Consider the following 16,552-nt stretch of genomic DNA (forward strand, 5'->3'; position numbering starts at 1 on the left):
TTGTGGAGCATCAACAAGTTATTTATCAAAAATTAGAAGCTTTTATAAGGAAATTTTACACAAATAAGCTCATTCGCGGCTGTATTTTTTTTGTTGGATTAGGCTTGTTGTATTTTTTATTTACGCTATTCATTGAATACTTCTTGTGGTTAAAGCCTGCGGCAAGAGCAATTTTATTTTGGTGCTTTATTGTTGTTGAATCACTTTTGATGTTTCGATTTATTATGTTTCCAATATTTAAGTTGCTTAAATTTAAAAAAGGAATAAACCACAATGAAGCGTCTTCAATTATAGGAAAACATTTTGGTGAGGTAAGTGATAAGTTAACTAATTTCTTGCAATTGGCCAATCCGTTAGAACAAAGTGTAAAATCAGAATTGATTAGTGCTTCAATTGATCAAAGAGCAAAATTATTACAGCCTATTCCTTTTAATAATGCCATTGATTTTAAAGGGAATAAGAAATATGTTTCAGTGGTTATAGTGCCTGTAATTTTATTTGCTTTATTCTATTTTTCAGGTAATGGTAATGTGATTTCTCAAAGTCTTAACAGAGTAGTAAATTACAATAATGTTTTTGTTGCACCTGCTCCATTTAATTTTGTGGTCTTAAACTCGAAGCTTGAAACTGAAGAAGGTAAAGATTTTGCAATTAAAATCAAGACTATTGGTAAAATGGTTCCTGAAGATGTATTGATTTACGTAGGGAAGGAGAGCTATTTTATGGAGTCTTCGAAGGCTGGAGAGTTTGAATTTAAGGTGTCAAAACCCAATCAGAATATTGTTTTTCATTTAGAGGCAAATTCTGTATCGTCGCAAGATTACATATTGAAAGTTGTGTCTGTTCCGTCGGTTGTTAATTTTGAAATGCTTCTTAACTTTCCAAATTATTTAAGTAGGAAGGCGGAGATTATCAAAGGAACTGGCAATGCAGTTATTCCGGAAGGGACAAGAGTATCTTGGAAAATAAGTACTCAAAATACTGATAAAATCACATGGGACGACGGTAATTCTATTTTATCATTTCGAAAGCAAGAAAACAAGTTTAGTTTATCAAAGGTAATTATACAAAACGCAGATTATCAAATAAATACATCTAATTTTAATGTTACAGGTTTTGAAAAATTTAATTATCAATTATCTATTGTTAAAGATCAGTATCCTACAATTAATGTTAGAAATGTGCCAGATAGTTTGAAGGTTGGAAATAATTTTGTGTTGGGTCAAATAGCCGATGACTATGGTTTTTCAAAGTTGCAGGTTGTTTACTATCAAAAAGGAAAGGAGACCCAAGCAAGGCGTGGAACAATTGGAATCAAGAATGCATCTTTTGATCAGTTTGTCTTTTCTTTTCCTAGTAATTTATTAGTTGAGAAAGGTGTGGCTTATGAATATTATTTCGAAATATTTGACAATGATGCAGTACATAATTATAAAAGTGCAAAGTCAATTGTTTTTTCCAATCGTGTTAGTACAGATGAAGAAAAGCAAGATTTAATATTGGAGCAGCAAAATGAAAATATAAAAGGATTAGAAAAAACTTTAAAAACTCAAGATAAGCAAAATTTTGAGATAGAAAAGTTACAACGTTTAGGAAAGGAAAAAGAGTCTTTTGATTTTAAAGATCAGCAAAAAATCAATGATTTCATTAATCGTCAAAATAAGCAAGATGATATGATGAAAGAATTTGCAAAAAAAGTAAATGAAAATTTAGAAAAATTTAAAACCGATTCAAATGACGCTGATAAAAAAGAGTTACAAAAACGATTAGAAAAGGTCGAACAAGAATTGGAGAAAAATAAGAAACTATTAGATGAATTAAAGGATCTTAACAATAAAATAAAAGAGGAGCAATTATTAGATAAATTAGGTCAATTCAAACAGAATAGCAAAAACCAAACTAAAAGTCTTGAGCAGTTAGTGGAGCTTACTAAAAAGTTTTATGTAGAAAAGAAATCTAAACAAATCGCTGATAAATTAGATAATCTTGCTAAAAAGCAGGATGATTTGAGTAATGAATTAATGCGAGCTGACGTCAAAAAGCAAGAGATTGTTAATGCTGAGTTTGATAAAATAAAGGAAAGTTTGGATGAGTTAAAAAAAGAGAATAAGGATTTAAAAACTCCAATTGACCTTCCTGATGATACTTCAAAAGAGAAGAGTACAGAGCAAGATTTGAACAAAGCGATTGAAGAATTAAAGAAGGACAATAAGGCGAATGCTAAGTTAAAACAGAAAAGTGCAGCAAAAAAAATGAAGGAGATGGCTCAAAAAATGTCGGAAAGCATGGAGAGTTCAGAGATGGAACAGTTGCAAGAAGATGTTGCAATGATGCGTCAAGTTCTCGATAATCTTTTAGCTTTTTCCTTATCTCAGGAAGACTTAATGAAACAGTTTAGAAAATTTAAATCAGGTTCTCCTGCCTTTAATAAAAATATTAGAACACAGCAAGATTTGAAGTTGCAGTTTAAACATGTTGATGATAGTTTGTTTGCAATGTCATTACGTAATCCTAAAATTGCTGAGGACATTACGAAGGAAATAGGGAATGTAATTTATAATGTTGATAAATCGCTTAGTAGTTTTGCTGATGCGCAAGTTTCAAGAGGATTGTCTCATCAGCAATATACTGTGGCTGCAGCAAATAAATTAGCTGATTTTTTAAGTAATATTTTGTCAAAGATGCAAATGCAAATGTCGGGCATTGGAAAACCAAAACCAGGACAAGGGGATGGGATGCAGTTACCAGATATTATTAAGAAACAAGGAGCGCTAGGAGATAAGATCAAGAATGGAATAGAAAAAGGTAAGAAACCTGGTGATGGAGAAAAAGGTAAAGATGGCACGCGGGGCAGTAATGGTGATGGAGGAAAAGAGGGTGAAAGTGGCGAAGGTGATGCTGAGGCCATAATGAAAATATATAAAGAGCAAAGAGAGTTGCGAGAATCGTTACAAAACGAACTCGAAAAAAATGGTCTCGGGGGCAATGGTCAAAGCGCTTTAGAGAAAATGAAGCAATTAGAAAAAGAGATACTAAATAAGGGATTTAAAAATGAAACGTTGCAAAGAATATTAAACATCAAACAAGATTTATTAAAACTAGATTCAGCATTGCAAAAGCAAGGCGAGGAAAATAAGCGGCAGGCTGAAGGTAATAAAAAAGAGTTTGAAAATAGGTCAAACGCATTACCTCCTGTATTAATAGATTATTTAAACAGTATCGAAATATTAAATAGACAATCATTACCTTTGCGCTCGAATTTTAATCAAAAAGTTCAAGAATATTTCAATAAAAAATGATCAATTTTAATTACGAGACAGATTTTAATTTAGATAACGAAGAGGCGATTGCTGCTTGGTTGTCAGGTGTGATTCTTTCAGAAAATAAAAAAGAAGGAGAAATCAGCTATATTTTTTGTGATGATGAATACTTGCACAAAATAAATTTAGAGTATTTAAAGCACGATACTCTTACCGATGTCATAAGTTTTGATTATACGATGGGAAACGAAATTAGTGGTGATTGTTTCATTTCTATTGAAAGAGTGAAAGACAACGCTTTTGACTTTAACGTTCCTTTTGACGAGGAATTGAAACGTGTGTTGGTACATGGTATATTGCATTATTGCGGTTACAAAGATAAAGGAGAGGTCGAAGAAATACTAATGCGAAGTAAAGAAGACGAAAAAATTATGTTGTTCCACGTGGAACGAGAATGATATTTTCTTATAATTAAATAAAATGTTTCACGTGGAACATTCATGATAAATTGGAATAGATTTTTTTGTTTCACGTGGAACAAAACAGCACTACAAAATAACAACCCGCATTTGGGTTAATTTATATAAAAAAATGTTTCTAGAAGAATATGATGTAATAGTCGTTGGTGCCGGTCACGCTGGTTCGGAGGCTGCAGCAGCGGCGGCAAACTTGGGTTCAAAAACTTTATTGGTCACCATGAGTTTGCAAAATATAGCGCAAATGTCTTGCAACCCTGCAATGGGCGGTATTGCAAAAGGACAAATCGTACGTGAAATTGATGCCCTTGGCGGTTATTCTGGTATAGTATCAGATAGGACGGCAATTCAGTTTAAAATGTTGAATAAATCAAAAGGTCCTGCTATGTGGTCTCCAAGAGTTCAAAGCGATCGTATGCGTTTTGCAGAAGAATGGCGAATGATGTTAGAGGGAACACCTAATCTTGATTTTTATCAGGAGATGGTAAAGGGCCTAATAATCGAAAACGGAAGAGTCAAAGGTATACGTACTTCTCTAGGATTAGAGATTAGATCAAAGTCCGTTGTTTTAACTAATGGAACTTTTTTGAATGGTTTGATTCATATTGGCGAAAAGCAATTTGGTGGTGGAAGAGCTGGCGAAACTGCATCGCATGGAATAACTGAGGATTTAATTGCCGTAGGTTTTGAGGCGGGTCGAATGAAAACAGGAACTCCGCCCAGAGTAGATGGCCGCTCATTAGATTACTCTAAAATGAACGAAGAAAAGGGTGACGCAAAACCGGATAAGTTCTCTTATTCTGATGTTACTTCGCCATTAATTCAGCAGCGTTCTTGTCATATGACTTACACTTCTTTAGCAGTGCATGATGTGTTAAGAGAAGGTTTTGATCGTTCACCAATGTTTAATGGTAGAATTAAAAGTTTAGGTCCAAGATATTGTCCTTCAATAGAAGATAAAATTAATCGTTTTGCCGATAAAGAAAGACATCAATTATTTATAGAACCTGAGGGGTGGAAAACTTGTGAGGTATATGTAAATGGATTTTCAACATCATTACCCGAGGACATCCAATTTAAAGCTTTGCGTAGCGTTGTCGGTTTTGAAAAAGTAAAATTTTTTAGACCAGGTTATGCAATTGAATATGATTATTTTCCGCCCACGCAGTTGAAACATACTTTAGAAACGAAGCTAATTGAGGGATTGTATTTCGCTGGTCAGATTAATGGGACAACTGGTTATGAAGAGGCAGCTTCACAAGGGCTGATGGCAGGAATCAATGCACATTTAAAAATCAATGAAAAAGCACCTTTGATTTTAAAGAGAGATGAAGCGTACATTGGTGTTCTAATAGACGATTTAATTACTAAGGGAACTGATGAACCTTACAGAATGTTTACGTCTCGTGCCGAGTATAGAACATTATTGCGACAAGACAATGCTGATTTCAGGTTGACACCGATGTCGCATGAAATAGGCTTAGCGTCAGAAAAGCGCTTGCGTAGAATGGAACACAAATTAAACGAAAGCGAAAAAATGGTTTCGTTTTTTAGAGAAACTAGTGTTTCTGTCGCGGAGGCAAATCCAGTTTTAGAAGCAAAAGAAACAGCGTTAATTACACAAGGTGACAAAATGTTTAAGGTTTTCTCGCGTCCGCAAATTGATATAGATGATATGTTGAAGTTTGATAAGGTAAGGGATTATATTGCTGATAACGATTTAGATCAAGAAATAATTGAGCAAGCAGAAATACAAGTTAAGTATTCGGGTTATATCGAAAAGGAGAGAAACAACGCTGATAAATTACTTCGATTAGAAGATGTTAAAATCCCAGATAATTTTGATTATGATAAAGTTAAATCAATGTCGATAGAAGCAAAGCAAAAACTTAATAAGATACGTCCAGTTACAATTTCGCAAGCTTCCAGGATTAGTGGAGTTTCTCCAAGTGACGTTTCGGTACTACTGATTTATATGGGACGGTAATTGTGTTATCGGTTTTCTGTTTTCTGTTATCGGTTGTCTGTTATCGGTTGTCTGTTATCGGTTGTCGGTTGTCTGATATCGGTTGTCTGATATCGGTTGTCTGTTATCGGTTTTTAATAGTCCGATAGAGATACCTTCTAACTGTCACAACTTATAAATTGTTTACATGTTTATATTTGTTATCAATTTGAATATGGACATTAGGGTATTCCGATAATTTTTATGATCTCAATCCCATTTCCAAAATCAATTGTTCCACGTGAAACTTCGTCCTTAACCATTGCTATTACAGGGAAATCAAAAATATAATATATTGAAAAATTTAAATTATGTTTTTATTAAATACTTTAAAATTAAGTCCAATAGAAAAAACAATAAATGAATATTTTAAATAAAGATCCTTTTTTAACCGTTAAAGATTATTCAGTTTCTCAAGAGACATTTGACTTATATCACGACCAAGAATTGGACATGTTAATTACACGCCCTCAACCTAGTTTAGAAAATCTAGGAAAGTATTATGAAAGCGTAGATTATATTTCGCATACTGATAGTAAGCGAACTTTTTTTGAAAAAACGTACCACTTTATTAAAGGTATTGCGTTGACTAGGAAATTGAACTTGGTGAATTCATTGCAACCCCATAAAGGTAGAATCTTAGATATTGGTGCCGGAACGGGAGATTTTTTATCAGTAGTAAAAAATAATGGATGGGAAACAGTAGGAGTGGAGCCCAGCGAGAAAGCTAAAGCTATTGCTATAAAAAAAGGTATTGCATTTAGCAAACAAACAAGTGATTTAGAAAATCATTCATTTGATGTTATAACAATGTGGCACGTTTTAGAACACGTTCCCAATTTAGATCAGCAGATAATAGAATTAAAACGTTTACTAAAATCAAGTGGCACCCTAATTATTGCAGTGCCAAATTTTAAATCTTTTGATGCATTGCACTATGGAAAATTTTGGGCAGCCTATGATGTACCAATTCATTTTTGGCATTTCTCAAAAACGGCTATAAAAAAATTGTTTGAAAAAGAAGAAATTAAATTGATTGAAGTCCTTCCCATGAAATTCGATTCGTTTTATGTGAGCTTACTTTCAGAGAAATATAAAACAGGTAAAATGAATTTCGTAAAAGCATTTTTTATTGGTTTACAATCAAATCTCAAAGCAAAACGGAATTCTGAGTATTCTTCACACATTTATGTCTTAAAAAATAAGTAAAAATCATTTCAAAGAGTTTTAAGCAATAGATTTGATTACAAACCCGCACTATGTTAGATAAATTAATAACTTTCTTTATTTGCGAGTTATTAAAGCCATTTTTAATAGTGTTAGATTATCAAATTTGAGTTTATAATAATCAAATCTTATATCACAAATTAAGTGCAAATTTTAAAAGATTTGTCAATCCTATCAATTTTTTTATATTTTTGTCAGTAATACTTAAAAGTAAAAAACAAGCAAATTTAAATTCACGAATAACAAAAAAAGAAACAATAAAGGTCATGATTAAAAAAGTATTAGTAATTATCGGATTAGCAATTTCAGTAGTTGCTTGCAACAAACCTGCAGAAGCAGCTAAAGAAGTAAAAACAGCTTACGTTGACACTTCTGAATTAATGAAGCAATATACAGAGGCTAAAGATCTTGAGGCGAAATATAAAACTAAGGCAGAAGAAAAAGGACGCCAACTTGAGGCTGAGATTAGTAGATTTAAACAAGAGGCAGCTGGTTTCCAGTCGCAAGCGCAAGCAAACGGTCAAGAATGGGCTCAAAAAAAAGGTGCTGAATTACAAAAAAGAGAGCAACAATTAGGATACGCTCAACAAGCATTGTCTCAAGAATTGCAACAAGAAAGTGGAAAAGAAATGGATTCTTTAGTTAGTGGTGTTAAGAAATTTATCAAAGCTTACGGAAAAGAAAAAGGCTACGCTTACATTTATGGGACTGGAGATGCAGCTTCGATTTTATATGCTGAAGATAAATTTGATATTACAAAGGAAGTAATCAAATCTTTGAATGATAAATACAAATCGGCTGAGAAAAAAGAAGAAGTGAAAAAATAAATTTATATCTGCCAATCAAATTAAGCCTTCATCTAATTTTAGATTGAAGGTTTTTTTTTAGAACCATTTCATGGTCCTAAGGGCGGGTTTGTTACAGTCAAGCGATCATTTACGAAGTTTTCTTTGCTTTAAGCAAGCTTCTCACAATCGCTTTGTGATTGCTGGAAAAAATTAATTTCGAAACGGTGAGGGTTTCTTTTTCTATCCAAATTAAAACGAAATGAAATATAGCTTTATTATTTTTGTGAAAATAAAATTTACTATCTAATTTTCAATACTTTAGCTACAAATATATACACTAATGCAAACCATATCAGAGGCCGCTGCTTATACTTTACGATTTATCAACCAAACGCACCGTTCTGTTTTTCTCACCGGAAAAGCAGGCACAGGTAAAACGACGCTTTTACGCGAAATCATTGCAACTACACATAAAAATACTGTAGTTGTGGCACCTACTGGTATTGCTGCACTTAACGCGGGCGGAGTAACAATTCACTCGATGTTTCAATTGCCGTTTGGAGGTTTTATACCAGATAATTCATCACCCCAATTTTCCGATCATACAAAATTCGAGACTAAAGCAACGTTACGCAGGCATTTTAGAATGAGTGGTTTGAAGAAATCTGTGATTCGGAATATGGAATTACTAATAATTGACGAGGTTAGCATGCTTCGCTCTGATTTATTAGATGCAATGGATTATATGATGCAATCTGTGAGAAAGAAAAATACAGCTTTTGGTGGCGTACAAGTATTATATATTGGTGATTTACTGCAGCTTCCGCCTGTCATTCGGGATGATGAATGGCGCACACTTAAAACATATTACAAAGGAAAATTCTTTTTCCATTCTCACGTTGTTCAACAAAACCCACCGTTATACATAGAATTGTCTAAAATTTTTCGCCAGACTGATGATACATTTATCTCCGTTTTAAACAATTTACGCAATAACCAAATATCGCAGCAAGACATACAAACGCTTAATCAATATGTTAAACCTGATTTTGATTTAAAAACAAATAAAGGTTATATCACACTAACGACGCACAACAATAAAGCCGATTCAATGAACGCGCAGGCTTTAGAAGATCTTAGTGGGAAATTGGTCGTTTACAATCCAGAAATAGTTGGCGACTTTCCAGATAAAATTTATCCAGTAGAACAAGATTTAAAGTTAAAAGTTGGCGCCCAAGTCATGTTTATAAAGAACGACCTTTCTTTCGATAAGAATTACTTCAACGGAAAAATGGGAATTATCAAATCACTTTCTGCTCAGGAAATCTTAGTACATTTTCCTGATGAAAATAAAACAATCGAGGTAGTCAAGTATGAGTGGAAAAATATTAGATACAAAGTTGATGAAACTACCAAGGAAATTGAGGAAGAGGTTTTAGGAACTTTTGTTCATTATCCTATAAAATTAGCATGGGCTATTACAGTACATAAAAGCCAAGGTTTGACTTTTGACAAAGCAGCACTTGATGTTTCACAAGTTTTTCTGCCTGGCCAAGCGTACGTAGCATTGTCTCGTTTGCGTTCTTTAGAAGGTCTAATTTTGCTTTCTCCTTTGAGGATGAATGGTATTTCAAACGATCAAGATGTAATGGACTATTCTTTAAATAAGGCTACTGATGACTTTTTAGAAAATGCTTTACATTTTGAAACTAAAAATTTTATTCACAACTATTTAATTAGCAGTTTCAACTGGATCGATTTAGCCCAAGAATGGCGCAATCATAAATTCAGTTACAATGAGAATAGCGAAACTTCGGTTAAGTCTAAACAAGTAGTTTGGGCAACAAAGCAAATGGAGCATATGGAACAACTTTTGGAGCCATCCAGAAAATTTATTTCGCAGTTAAATAAACTTTTTAGTCAAGAAACAGTCGATTTACATCATGTATCGGAGCGTATTGAAGCTGCTTATAGTTATTTTATCAAACCATTGGATGATTTAGTTTTTGAAATTCTATGGAAAATCGAAGAAGTGCAGCGAAGCAAAAAAGCAAAATCCTATTATGAAGAATTAGTTGTTTTAGAAGATTGGCAAACTAAAGCCGTTTTGCAATTAATGAAAGCTAAATTACTAATAGAAACCGTCGTTGCTGGAGAAACAATTTCCAAAGAAAAGTTGACATCTGCAGAAATCAAACAATATATTAGCAGAAAAACAACCGCTATTCAGGAACAGTTTAAAAAACTAAATGTTACTCTAATAGATGATGGCAAAGATGTAGAACGCTACACCTCAAAAAAATCTAAAACTAAAGTTCCCAAAAAATCAACTATTCAGGAAACCTATGATTTATGGGTAGACAAAAATTCCATTGCTGATATTGCGACAATTAGAGTGCTTACAAAGCAGACTATCTACGGTCACTTTGTACAGTTAATACAAACTAAAGCGGTTTCTATTTCGGAAGTTTTAAGTGCCGATAAAATCCAAATACTCGCTGATGCATTTGATGGTTATAAGGAAGAATCGCTAAACGCGCTAATGGAAAAAAATAGTGAAAAATTCACGTGGAACGAAGCGAGAATGTTCAAGGCGAGTTTGAATTAAGATGTTAAACAATAGGAGCAAAACTTTTTAGTATTTCAGTAACTTTTTGTCCTGCTTTCCGCTCTATCTTTTACAAAGCTTCCCGCTTTTAAAAGCTCGAAGCTTTGTAAAAGGATGCCGCTCCAATCAGGGCTACTAGAGGCTAATGTTTTTCAGTAGTGTTATTTTAAATTTAGAAGTCAAAATGGAGATTATAGGCACTAATTGTCATAAAGTATTTTTAAATTAGTAAGGAAAATTTTAGATATCCTATTCGCGTTCCTATATAAAAGTATTAATTAGTAGTTAAGAGCTATATTTCACTTAAGCACATTACTTGTTTCTTGAGTCACTTTTAGAATTATATATTTCAATCTTTTCAAATCTCATTTTTACCCATTTATTAATTTTTAGCTACAAATTTTTTAGTCTACTTACGTGGTAAATAAAGTATTATATGTTTTTGTTGTAATTTATAAGCGCAATATATAGAGACCCGTTAGTAAAATTAAAATTTTCAATCTCTGATGTATGCTGCGATACCTATATAATTTAAAAAAAGCTAATTTTTTAGTAATTGATCGAACTGATGATCAATTAATCATACGATGATAATTATAGAAACGCAGTTGAGAGGCTTTTTATTCGGCGCACAGTACAAATGTTTGCTTTTGAGTAAATCGGACCACAGTCGGCACATAATCGATTGAATAAACCCTTTACAATCCTTACTGTATTAAACCATAAGAATTGACGTGGTCTTTTATTATTTAGATAAAGTGAAAGCTAAAAAGTAAATCGTACAAAAAATCCGCAAATAGCGAAGCGTTTTTTGCGGAGTATCTTAACCATAATTTTATCTAAATTTTATAATGATTCAATCAAAATCCAAGCATCAGGATTGTGCTTAATATTGATTTCTTTTCTCGCCATCTCAGCTTCTGCAAATGTTGCATAACTACCGTATAAAACAGGATAATAGCCATTTTTATTTGGAGCAATACGCTTTGCATTATAGCCTAAACGGTTTAAATTGCGCAGTGTTTTGTTTGCATTTTTTTCTTCTCTATAAACACCAGCCATAATGTGATAAGACATCTTAACTTCAGTATCGGATTTTATAGATAGTGTTACAGCAGGAACAGGACTTTCAATAAAAAAAGTTGCTTGTTGAATTTTATTTTGAACTTGTTTTTGTACCGCTGTTTCTACAAGTGTTGTTTCTGATGCGATTTGGTTTTGATACAATGTGTAACCAACACTTCCTGTAATACCTATTGTTAAAATGAGAATCGCTGCATACTTCAAATATGGATTTACTGTTTTTACGGGTTCAGTAATCATTGTGATGATTGCTTCTTCTTCAATTGCTGCAATCTCTTTTTCAAAAATTTCTCTTTTAACAAGTGGTGATACAAAGGGAGCTAATCCAAAAGAACTCGTTAAATAGTTTACATGATTGTAGGGAGTAAAGACAATATTTTTATCTGCGTTTAAGGAAAGTTCTCCAATATTTTTAAAAGATAATACCTCATTTTCATCTAATGCTTTTTTCCAATTAAAAACTTCAAATTGAATAGCGCTTAATGCATATTCATAAGATGTTTTTTCAGCTAAAGCGATGTGATTGGCAAGCAAACCATCATTGTTTTTAAGATTAGAATTAAAAGCTAACCTTTTTGTAGGAGGAGAAAATGAATTTAAACTTTCATTCAATCGAGCCGACTGAATCTCAGTCAAAAATGCTCCGAAACCAGGAACAGTTACACATTGATAACGGTATAAAAGCTGCGCGATGTATAATTCGATTTTCATACTTACAAAGTTAGACAAGCAAAATAGTTATCAAAATTTTATTCACAATTTTTATTAACAATTCGCATAAAAATGTATACATTTCACACTCAAATTATTAGCATGAACGAACAGGATTTATTTTATTTATTGGCTTTGCAAAGAATTGATGGTGTGGGCGACATTATGGCCAAAAAGCTATTGACTCATTTAGGAAGTGCAGAGGCTGTTTTTAAAGCTAAGGCGTCACAACTAGCTGCAATTGATGGAGTAAGTTCAGTACTGCTGAGAAATTTAAAAGATAAATCAGTTTTTGAAAAGGCGAATCTAGAATTGGAATTCATAAAAGGGAACAACATCAATATAGCTCATTTTCAAGATGAGAATTATCCAGAACGATTAAAACATTGTATCGATGGACCACTTTTATTATTTACTTCAGGAAATATAAATCTAAAAAACAGAAGAATCATCAGCATTGTAGGAACGCGCCAAATCACGTCCTACGGAACCGAGTTTTGCCGCAAGCTAATCGAAGATCTCGCACCGCTTGATCCCATAATCGTGAGTGGTTTTGCTTATGGTGTTGATATTGTTGCGCATCAATTAGCCATGGAACACAATCTCCAAACAATTGGCGTAGTCGCGCATGGATTGAATCAAATATACCCCAAAACCCATAAAAAGTACGTGGCTAAAGTAGAGCAAAATGGTGGTTTTATGACCGAGTTTTGGAGTTCTTCAAATCCTGATAAAGAGAATTTTGTAAAAAGAAATCGTATTGTGGCGGGAATGAGCGAAGCAACAATTGTTATTGAATCAGCTGATCGTGGTGGCTCGTTGATTACAGCAAATATGGCAAATGATTATAATCGTGATGTTTTTGCGGTTCCTGGTCGAGTAACCGACAAATACAGTCAAGGTTGCAACAACCTCATAAAAACCCAAAAAGCAAATGTCCTCAGTAGTGCTGCGGATTTAGTGTATATTTTAAACTGGGATATTCAAAAGGACTCTAAACCTGTTCAAAAACAACTCTTTGTTACCCTTGATGAGGACGAACAAAAAGTGTATGATTACCTCCTAGTAACTGGAAAAGAACTGATGGATATAATTGCCTTACGTTGTGATTTCCCCATTTATAAAATCTCAGGGATGTTGCTCAATATGGAATTAAAAGGCGTTATTAGGCCTTTGCCAGGAAAACTTTTTGAGGCGATATAAGGATTGATACCATACCATATTAAAAGTGCTGCGGTACATCAGTGGCGGTTGGTCTCTTTAGGAGCAGCAGATTGTTGCGCAGTACACGACAGGTCCCGCTGTTCGTTGCAATCTCTTGTACCAGTCCCGAAGTGTCGGGACCGATACAAGAGGATTTTCACTGCCATCGCGGCTAGGGGAGACGTTTTGTTTTCATCAGTAAAAAAGGGATCAACTTGCAGTTACACTTTCTGTAATGAGCTGATTTGCAAACGAACCTGACTAAAACTGTAAAAATAAAACCTTCAGTACTTAATTGAGCAGCAAATACTATCTGTTTAGTCTGTTACGCCGGAGGCGTAAACAAGCTTTTCGCATACATGCGCAACTAGCGTACTACTTAAAACAAACACAAGCTACAAATTTGTCACGCCGGAGGCGTCCCACATTAGTTGCTCTCATGTATTACGACGCGTCGAACATAACAAATTTATATGATACAGTACAACAGGGAATATACTTAATTAAAGTGACGCCTGTTTTAGTTTTGCCGCGTTGCAAATGTTACGAATTGTTTTTAGAAGATAGGAAGGCACTCGTTGCATACGAGCGCCAGTGGGAGTAAACAAGTTTTTCGCATACGTGCGCAACTACCGTGATACTTAAAACAAACACAAGCTACAAATTTGTCACGCCGGAGGCGTCCCACATTAGTTGCTCTCGTGTATTACAACGCTTTGAACATTACAAATTTTATATGACTTAATTCAACAGATAATATACTTAATTAAAGTCACTCCTGTTTTAGTAAGCCGCGTTGCAAACGCTACGAATTGTTTTTAGAAGGTAAGTAGGCACTCGTTACAAATGAGCGCTAGTGGGTTGATGGCGCTGGGGCAACATCACCACTATCCATTTTATTTTTCCAGTTTTTGTTTACCATATAAATTACGTATTCGTCAAATGTCTTACAATTATAACAACTACCAAAAGTACCATCATTATTAAGTGGTTCCATACTTATAAATTTACTGTCATTAATTTTATATTGAACCTTGCTAGAATTAGTAGAAGAGGGTATTTCAATTAAATAACCACTAAAAATTTCTTCGATAGCAATTTGTTTCATTAAATCTAAACTCAAAGGAATATGCATATCGTCTTGATAATAGTCGCGAGGAAGGTAGGTTGTAGATCCTTGAAAAAAATACCATTTTCCTTTTATTTTTACGCCATAAAAATCTTGTATATTATCTCCCGCATCGGTGCCATAGCTTGATCCAAGAGCCATGTAACATCTGTCTTTTTTAGCATTAAAGCAAACTAAACTATCAAGTATTAAACTATTTGCAAATTGTCCTGTATATTTTAATTTATTAGTAGTCCAATTTACTACCGTATCTCTTGCATTATTATATACCTCATAATATTCTTTTTCTCCTACCAATGTTTTTGAAAAGTTAAAGTATAAAGCTCTCTTTTTGTTAGCAATTTGCATACGTTTTAGATCAAATTGTTTTTGTTCCTCTTTGTTCAAAACCTTATCCTTGCAAGAAGACAAAAATAATATGATACACAGTACTACAATTTTAATTCCTTGTTTTAACATAGCCTTTTTGTTCTTTCGTTATTGTACTAAATATCCAATCATAATTCACTATCGAGTGACTTGCAGTAAATCCTAATTGTTCTGGTGTTCTTTGTTTTATTGGGATTTTTATTCTCTTTAGATCATCAATACCATTCATAGCGCACTGAGGCGCAACACCATCTTGTATTTCTATAGGATTTTCTTTAGTCGTTCTTTCGTCACTCCCATATTGCCATGTTCTGTCTTCTAATCCTGATAGGACACTACCTGAGCAGGCATTTTCGGGGGCAAGTACGTAATAATTGCCTATAGTTATGCCTTCTTGTTGTAAAACCTCTATCATTCCTAAGCTATAGGCAAACCCCATACTGTGTGCTACGATATCGACTACTCCATTTACTGTCATTTTTCCCCTCTGGTGCTCGTTTGCAACGAGTACCTACTTACTTAATCAACGAAAACCACAGCGTTTGCAACGCGGCTTTATTTAATGCATCAGTGTTACTTTCATGAATGTCTTTTTAGTACCACGATTCAATTCAACTATAAAGAAAAGAAAAGATTTTTACAAGCGTAAATCTGCGCATTTACTTTTATAATCAGGAAAGTTTTATACCTCAAATCCTAACTTTTCTCGAACTTTACCCAGTACACCATTGGCGACAGCCGTAGCTTTATCAGCACCTATTTTTAGTAAAGTATCAACTTCTTGAAAGTTATTCATGTAATGATTGTATTTTTCTCTTTCAGTTTTGAAGGTATGGCAAATGAGTTCATACAAAGCTTGTTTGGCGTGACCATAACCGTAATTTCCACCAAGATAATTAGCTGTCATTGTCGCTACTTGTTCTTGGGTGGCTAATAGTTTATAAATTCCAAAAGCATTACAAGATTCAGGATTTTTAGGAGCCTCAAGTGGAGTGCTATCTGTTTCTATGCTCATTACTTGCTTGCGCAAAGCTTTGTCATCTAGAAATATATTGATAATATTATTAGCTGATTTACTCATTTTTCCGCCATTGGTTCCGGGAATTAGTAAGCCATCTTGTTGTACAATTGCTTCAGGAATTACAAAGGTTTCTCCCATTTGATGGTTGAAACGAGAAGCTACGTCACGTGTAATTTCTAAGTGCTGCAATTGGTCTTTTCCTACAGGAACAAACTCTGCATTGTAAAGTAAAATATCTGCAGCCATCAGCATTGGATAACTAAATAAACCTGCATTTACATCATCCAATCGATCAGCTTTATCCTTGAACGAATGAGCTAATCGCAAACGCTGAAAAGGAAAAAAACAACTTAAATACCAGGATAATTCTGCCGTTTGGGGAACATCAGATTGTCTATAAAAAACTACTTTGTTTACATCCAGACCACAAGCAAGCCAAGCTGCAGCGGTGCTATAGGTGTTTTCCCGTAATGTTTTCCCATTTTTTATTTGAGTAATGGAGTGTAAATCAGCTATGAAAAGAAAGGATTCGTTTTCTGGTTTATTGGATAGTGCTATCGCGGGAATGATTGCGCCAAGTAAGTTTCCTAAATGCGGAGTTCCGGTACTTTGAACGCCAGTAAGTATTTTTGCCATTGTATTTTATATGATGCACAAAGTTCGTGAAGTTTT

General features: G+C 33.9%; 11 protein-coding genes. 7 read left to right on the forward strand and 4 right to left on the reverse strand.

Annotated features, from left to right (window positions below):
• The first annotated feature begins 2 nt into the window (after window positions 1–2).
• From BUA99_RS05990 to BUA99_RS06015, 6 genes are all read left to right on the forward strand, one after another.
• A complete protein-coding gene (locus BUA99_RS05990; RefSeq protein ID WP_072989526.1) occupies window positions 3–3,299 on the forward strand; it encodes a DUF4175 family protein in 3,297 nt (1,098 codons plus the stop codon).
• Complete coding sequence (gene ybeY / locus BUA99_RS05995) at window positions 3,296–3,718, forward strand: rRNA maturation RNase YbeY (RefSeq protein WP_072989529.1); 423 nt, start codon at window positions 3,296–3,298, stop codon at window positions 3,716–3,718. The genes BUA99_RS05990 and ybeY overlap by 4 nt, the downstream gene beginning before the upstream one ends.
• Window positions 3,719–3,851: 133 nt before the next feature.
• Window positions 3,852–5,723 (forward strand): tRNA uridine-5-carboxymethylaminomethyl(34) synthesis enzyme MnmG, encoded by a 1,872-nt coding sequence (mnmG, locus tag BUA99_RS06000; RefSeq protein WP_072989532.1) that lies wholly within the window; start codon window positions 3,852–3,854, stop codon window positions 5,721–5,723.
• 378 nt (window positions 5,724–6,101) lie between these two features.
• Window positions 6,102–6,950 (forward strand): class I SAM-dependent methyltransferase, encoded by an 849-nt coding sequence (locus tag BUA99_RS06005; protein WP_072989534.1) that lies wholly within the window; start codon window positions 6,102–6,104, stop codon window positions 6,948–6,950.
• Window positions 6,951–7,237: 287 nt separating this feature from the next.
• Complete coding sequence (locus tag BUA99_RS06010) at window positions 7,238–7,795, forward strand: OmpH/Skp family outer membrane protein (RefSeq protein WP_072989757.1); 558 nt, start codon at window positions 7,238–7,240, stop codon at window positions 7,793–7,795.
• 301 nt (window positions 7,796–8,096) lie between these two features.
• Complete coding sequence (locus BUA99_RS06015) at window positions 8,097–10,364, forward strand: helix-turn-helix domain-containing protein (protein WP_072989536.1); 2,268 nt, start codon at window positions 8,097–8,099, stop codon at window positions 10,362–10,364.
• Window positions 10,365–11,210: 846 nt separating this feature from the next.
• On the opposite strand, the gene BUA99_RS06020 is transcribed toward BUA99_RS06015, so the two are convergent.
• The gene (locus tag BUA99_RS06020) at window positions 11,211–12,158 is read right to left on the reverse strand and encodes an HU domain-containing protein (RefSeq protein ID WP_072989537.1); all 948 of its coding nucleotides are present in this window, start codon (window positions 12,156–12,158) and stop codon (window positions 11,211–11,213) included.
• A gap of 102 nt (window positions 12,159–12,260) precedes the next feature.
• Between BUA99_RS06020 and dprA the strand changes: the two genes are divergently transcribed.
• The gene (dprA, locus tag BUA99_RS06025) at window positions 12,261–13,361 is read left to right on the forward strand and encodes a DNA-processing protein DprA (RefSeq protein WP_072989759.1); all 1,101 of its coding nucleotides are present in this window, start codon (window positions 12,261–12,263) and stop codon (window positions 13,359–13,361) included.
• A gap of 853 nt (window positions 13,362–14,214) precedes the next feature.
• Here the strand turns inward: dprA and BUA99_RS06030 are convergent.
• From BUA99_RS06030 to trpS, 3 genes are all read right to left on the reverse strand, one after another.
• A complete protein-coding gene (locus BUA99_RS06030) occupies window positions 14,215–14,949 on the reverse strand; it encodes a hypothetical protein (RefSeq protein ID WP_072989539.1) in 735 nt (244 codons plus the stop codon).
• On the reverse strand, window positions 14,930–15,298 hold the full coding sequence (locus BUA99_RS06035; protein ID WP_143151718.1) for a hypothetical protein: 369 nt from the start codon (window positions 15,296–15,298) through the stop codon (window positions 14,930–14,932). The genes BUA99_RS06030 and BUA99_RS06035 overlap by 20 nt, the downstream gene beginning before the upstream one ends.
• Window positions 15,299–15,541: 243 nt before the next feature.
• On the reverse strand, window positions 15,542–16,516 hold the full coding sequence (gene trpS / locus BUA99_RS06040; protein ID WP_072989543.1) for a tryptophan--tRNA ligase: 975 nt from the start codon (window positions 16,514–16,516) through the stop codon (window positions 15,542–15,544).
• Between the last annotated feature and the right edge of the window lie 36 nt (window positions 16,517–16,552).

The sequence above is a fragment of the Flavobacterium segetis genome, from assembly GCF_900129575.1.
Taxonomy (GTDB): Bacteria; Bacteroidota; Bacteroidia; order Flavobacteriales; family Flavobacteriaceae; genus Flavobacterium; species Flavobacterium segetis.

What these genes read in the sequence shown, in the direction of transcription:
- ybeY (WP_072989529.1), top strand. Translation starts at nt 3,296, where the DNA reads ATGATCAATTTTAATTACGAGACAGATTTTAATTTAGATAACGAAGAG.
- mnmG (WP_072989532.1), top strand. Translation starts at nt 3,852, where the DNA reads ATGTTTCTAGAAGAATATGATGTAATAGTCGTTGGTGCCGGTCACGCT.
- BUA99_RS06005 (WP_072989534.1), top strand. Translation starts at nt 6,102, where the DNA reads ATGAATATTTTAAATAAAGATCCTTTTTTAACCGTTAAAGATTATTCA.
- BUA99_RS06015 (WP_072989536.1), top strand. Translation starts at nt 8,097, where the DNA reads ATGCAAACCATATCAGAGGCCGCTGCTTATACTTTACGATTTATCAAC.
- BUA99_RS06020 (WP_072989537.1), bottom strand. Translation starts at nt 12,158, where the DNA reads ATGAAAATCGAATTATACATCGCGCAGCTTTTATACCGTTATCAATGT.
- dprA (WP_072989759.1), top strand. Translation starts at nt 12,261, where the DNA reads ATGAACGAACAGGATTTATTTTATTTATTGGCTTTGCAAAGAATTGAT.
- BUA99_RS06030 (WP_072989539.1), bottom strand. Translation starts at nt 14,949, where the DNA reads ATGTTAAAACAAGGAATTAAAATTGTAGTACTGTGTATCATATTATTT.
- BUA99_RS06035 (WP_143151718.1), bottom strand. Translation starts at nt 15,298, where the DNA reads ATGGGGTTTGCCTATAGCTTAGGAATGATAGAGGTTTTACAACAAGAA.
- trpS (WP_072989543.1), bottom strand. Translation starts at nt 16,516, where the DNA reads ATGGCAAAAATACTTACTGGCGTTCAAAGTACCGGAACTCCGCATTTA.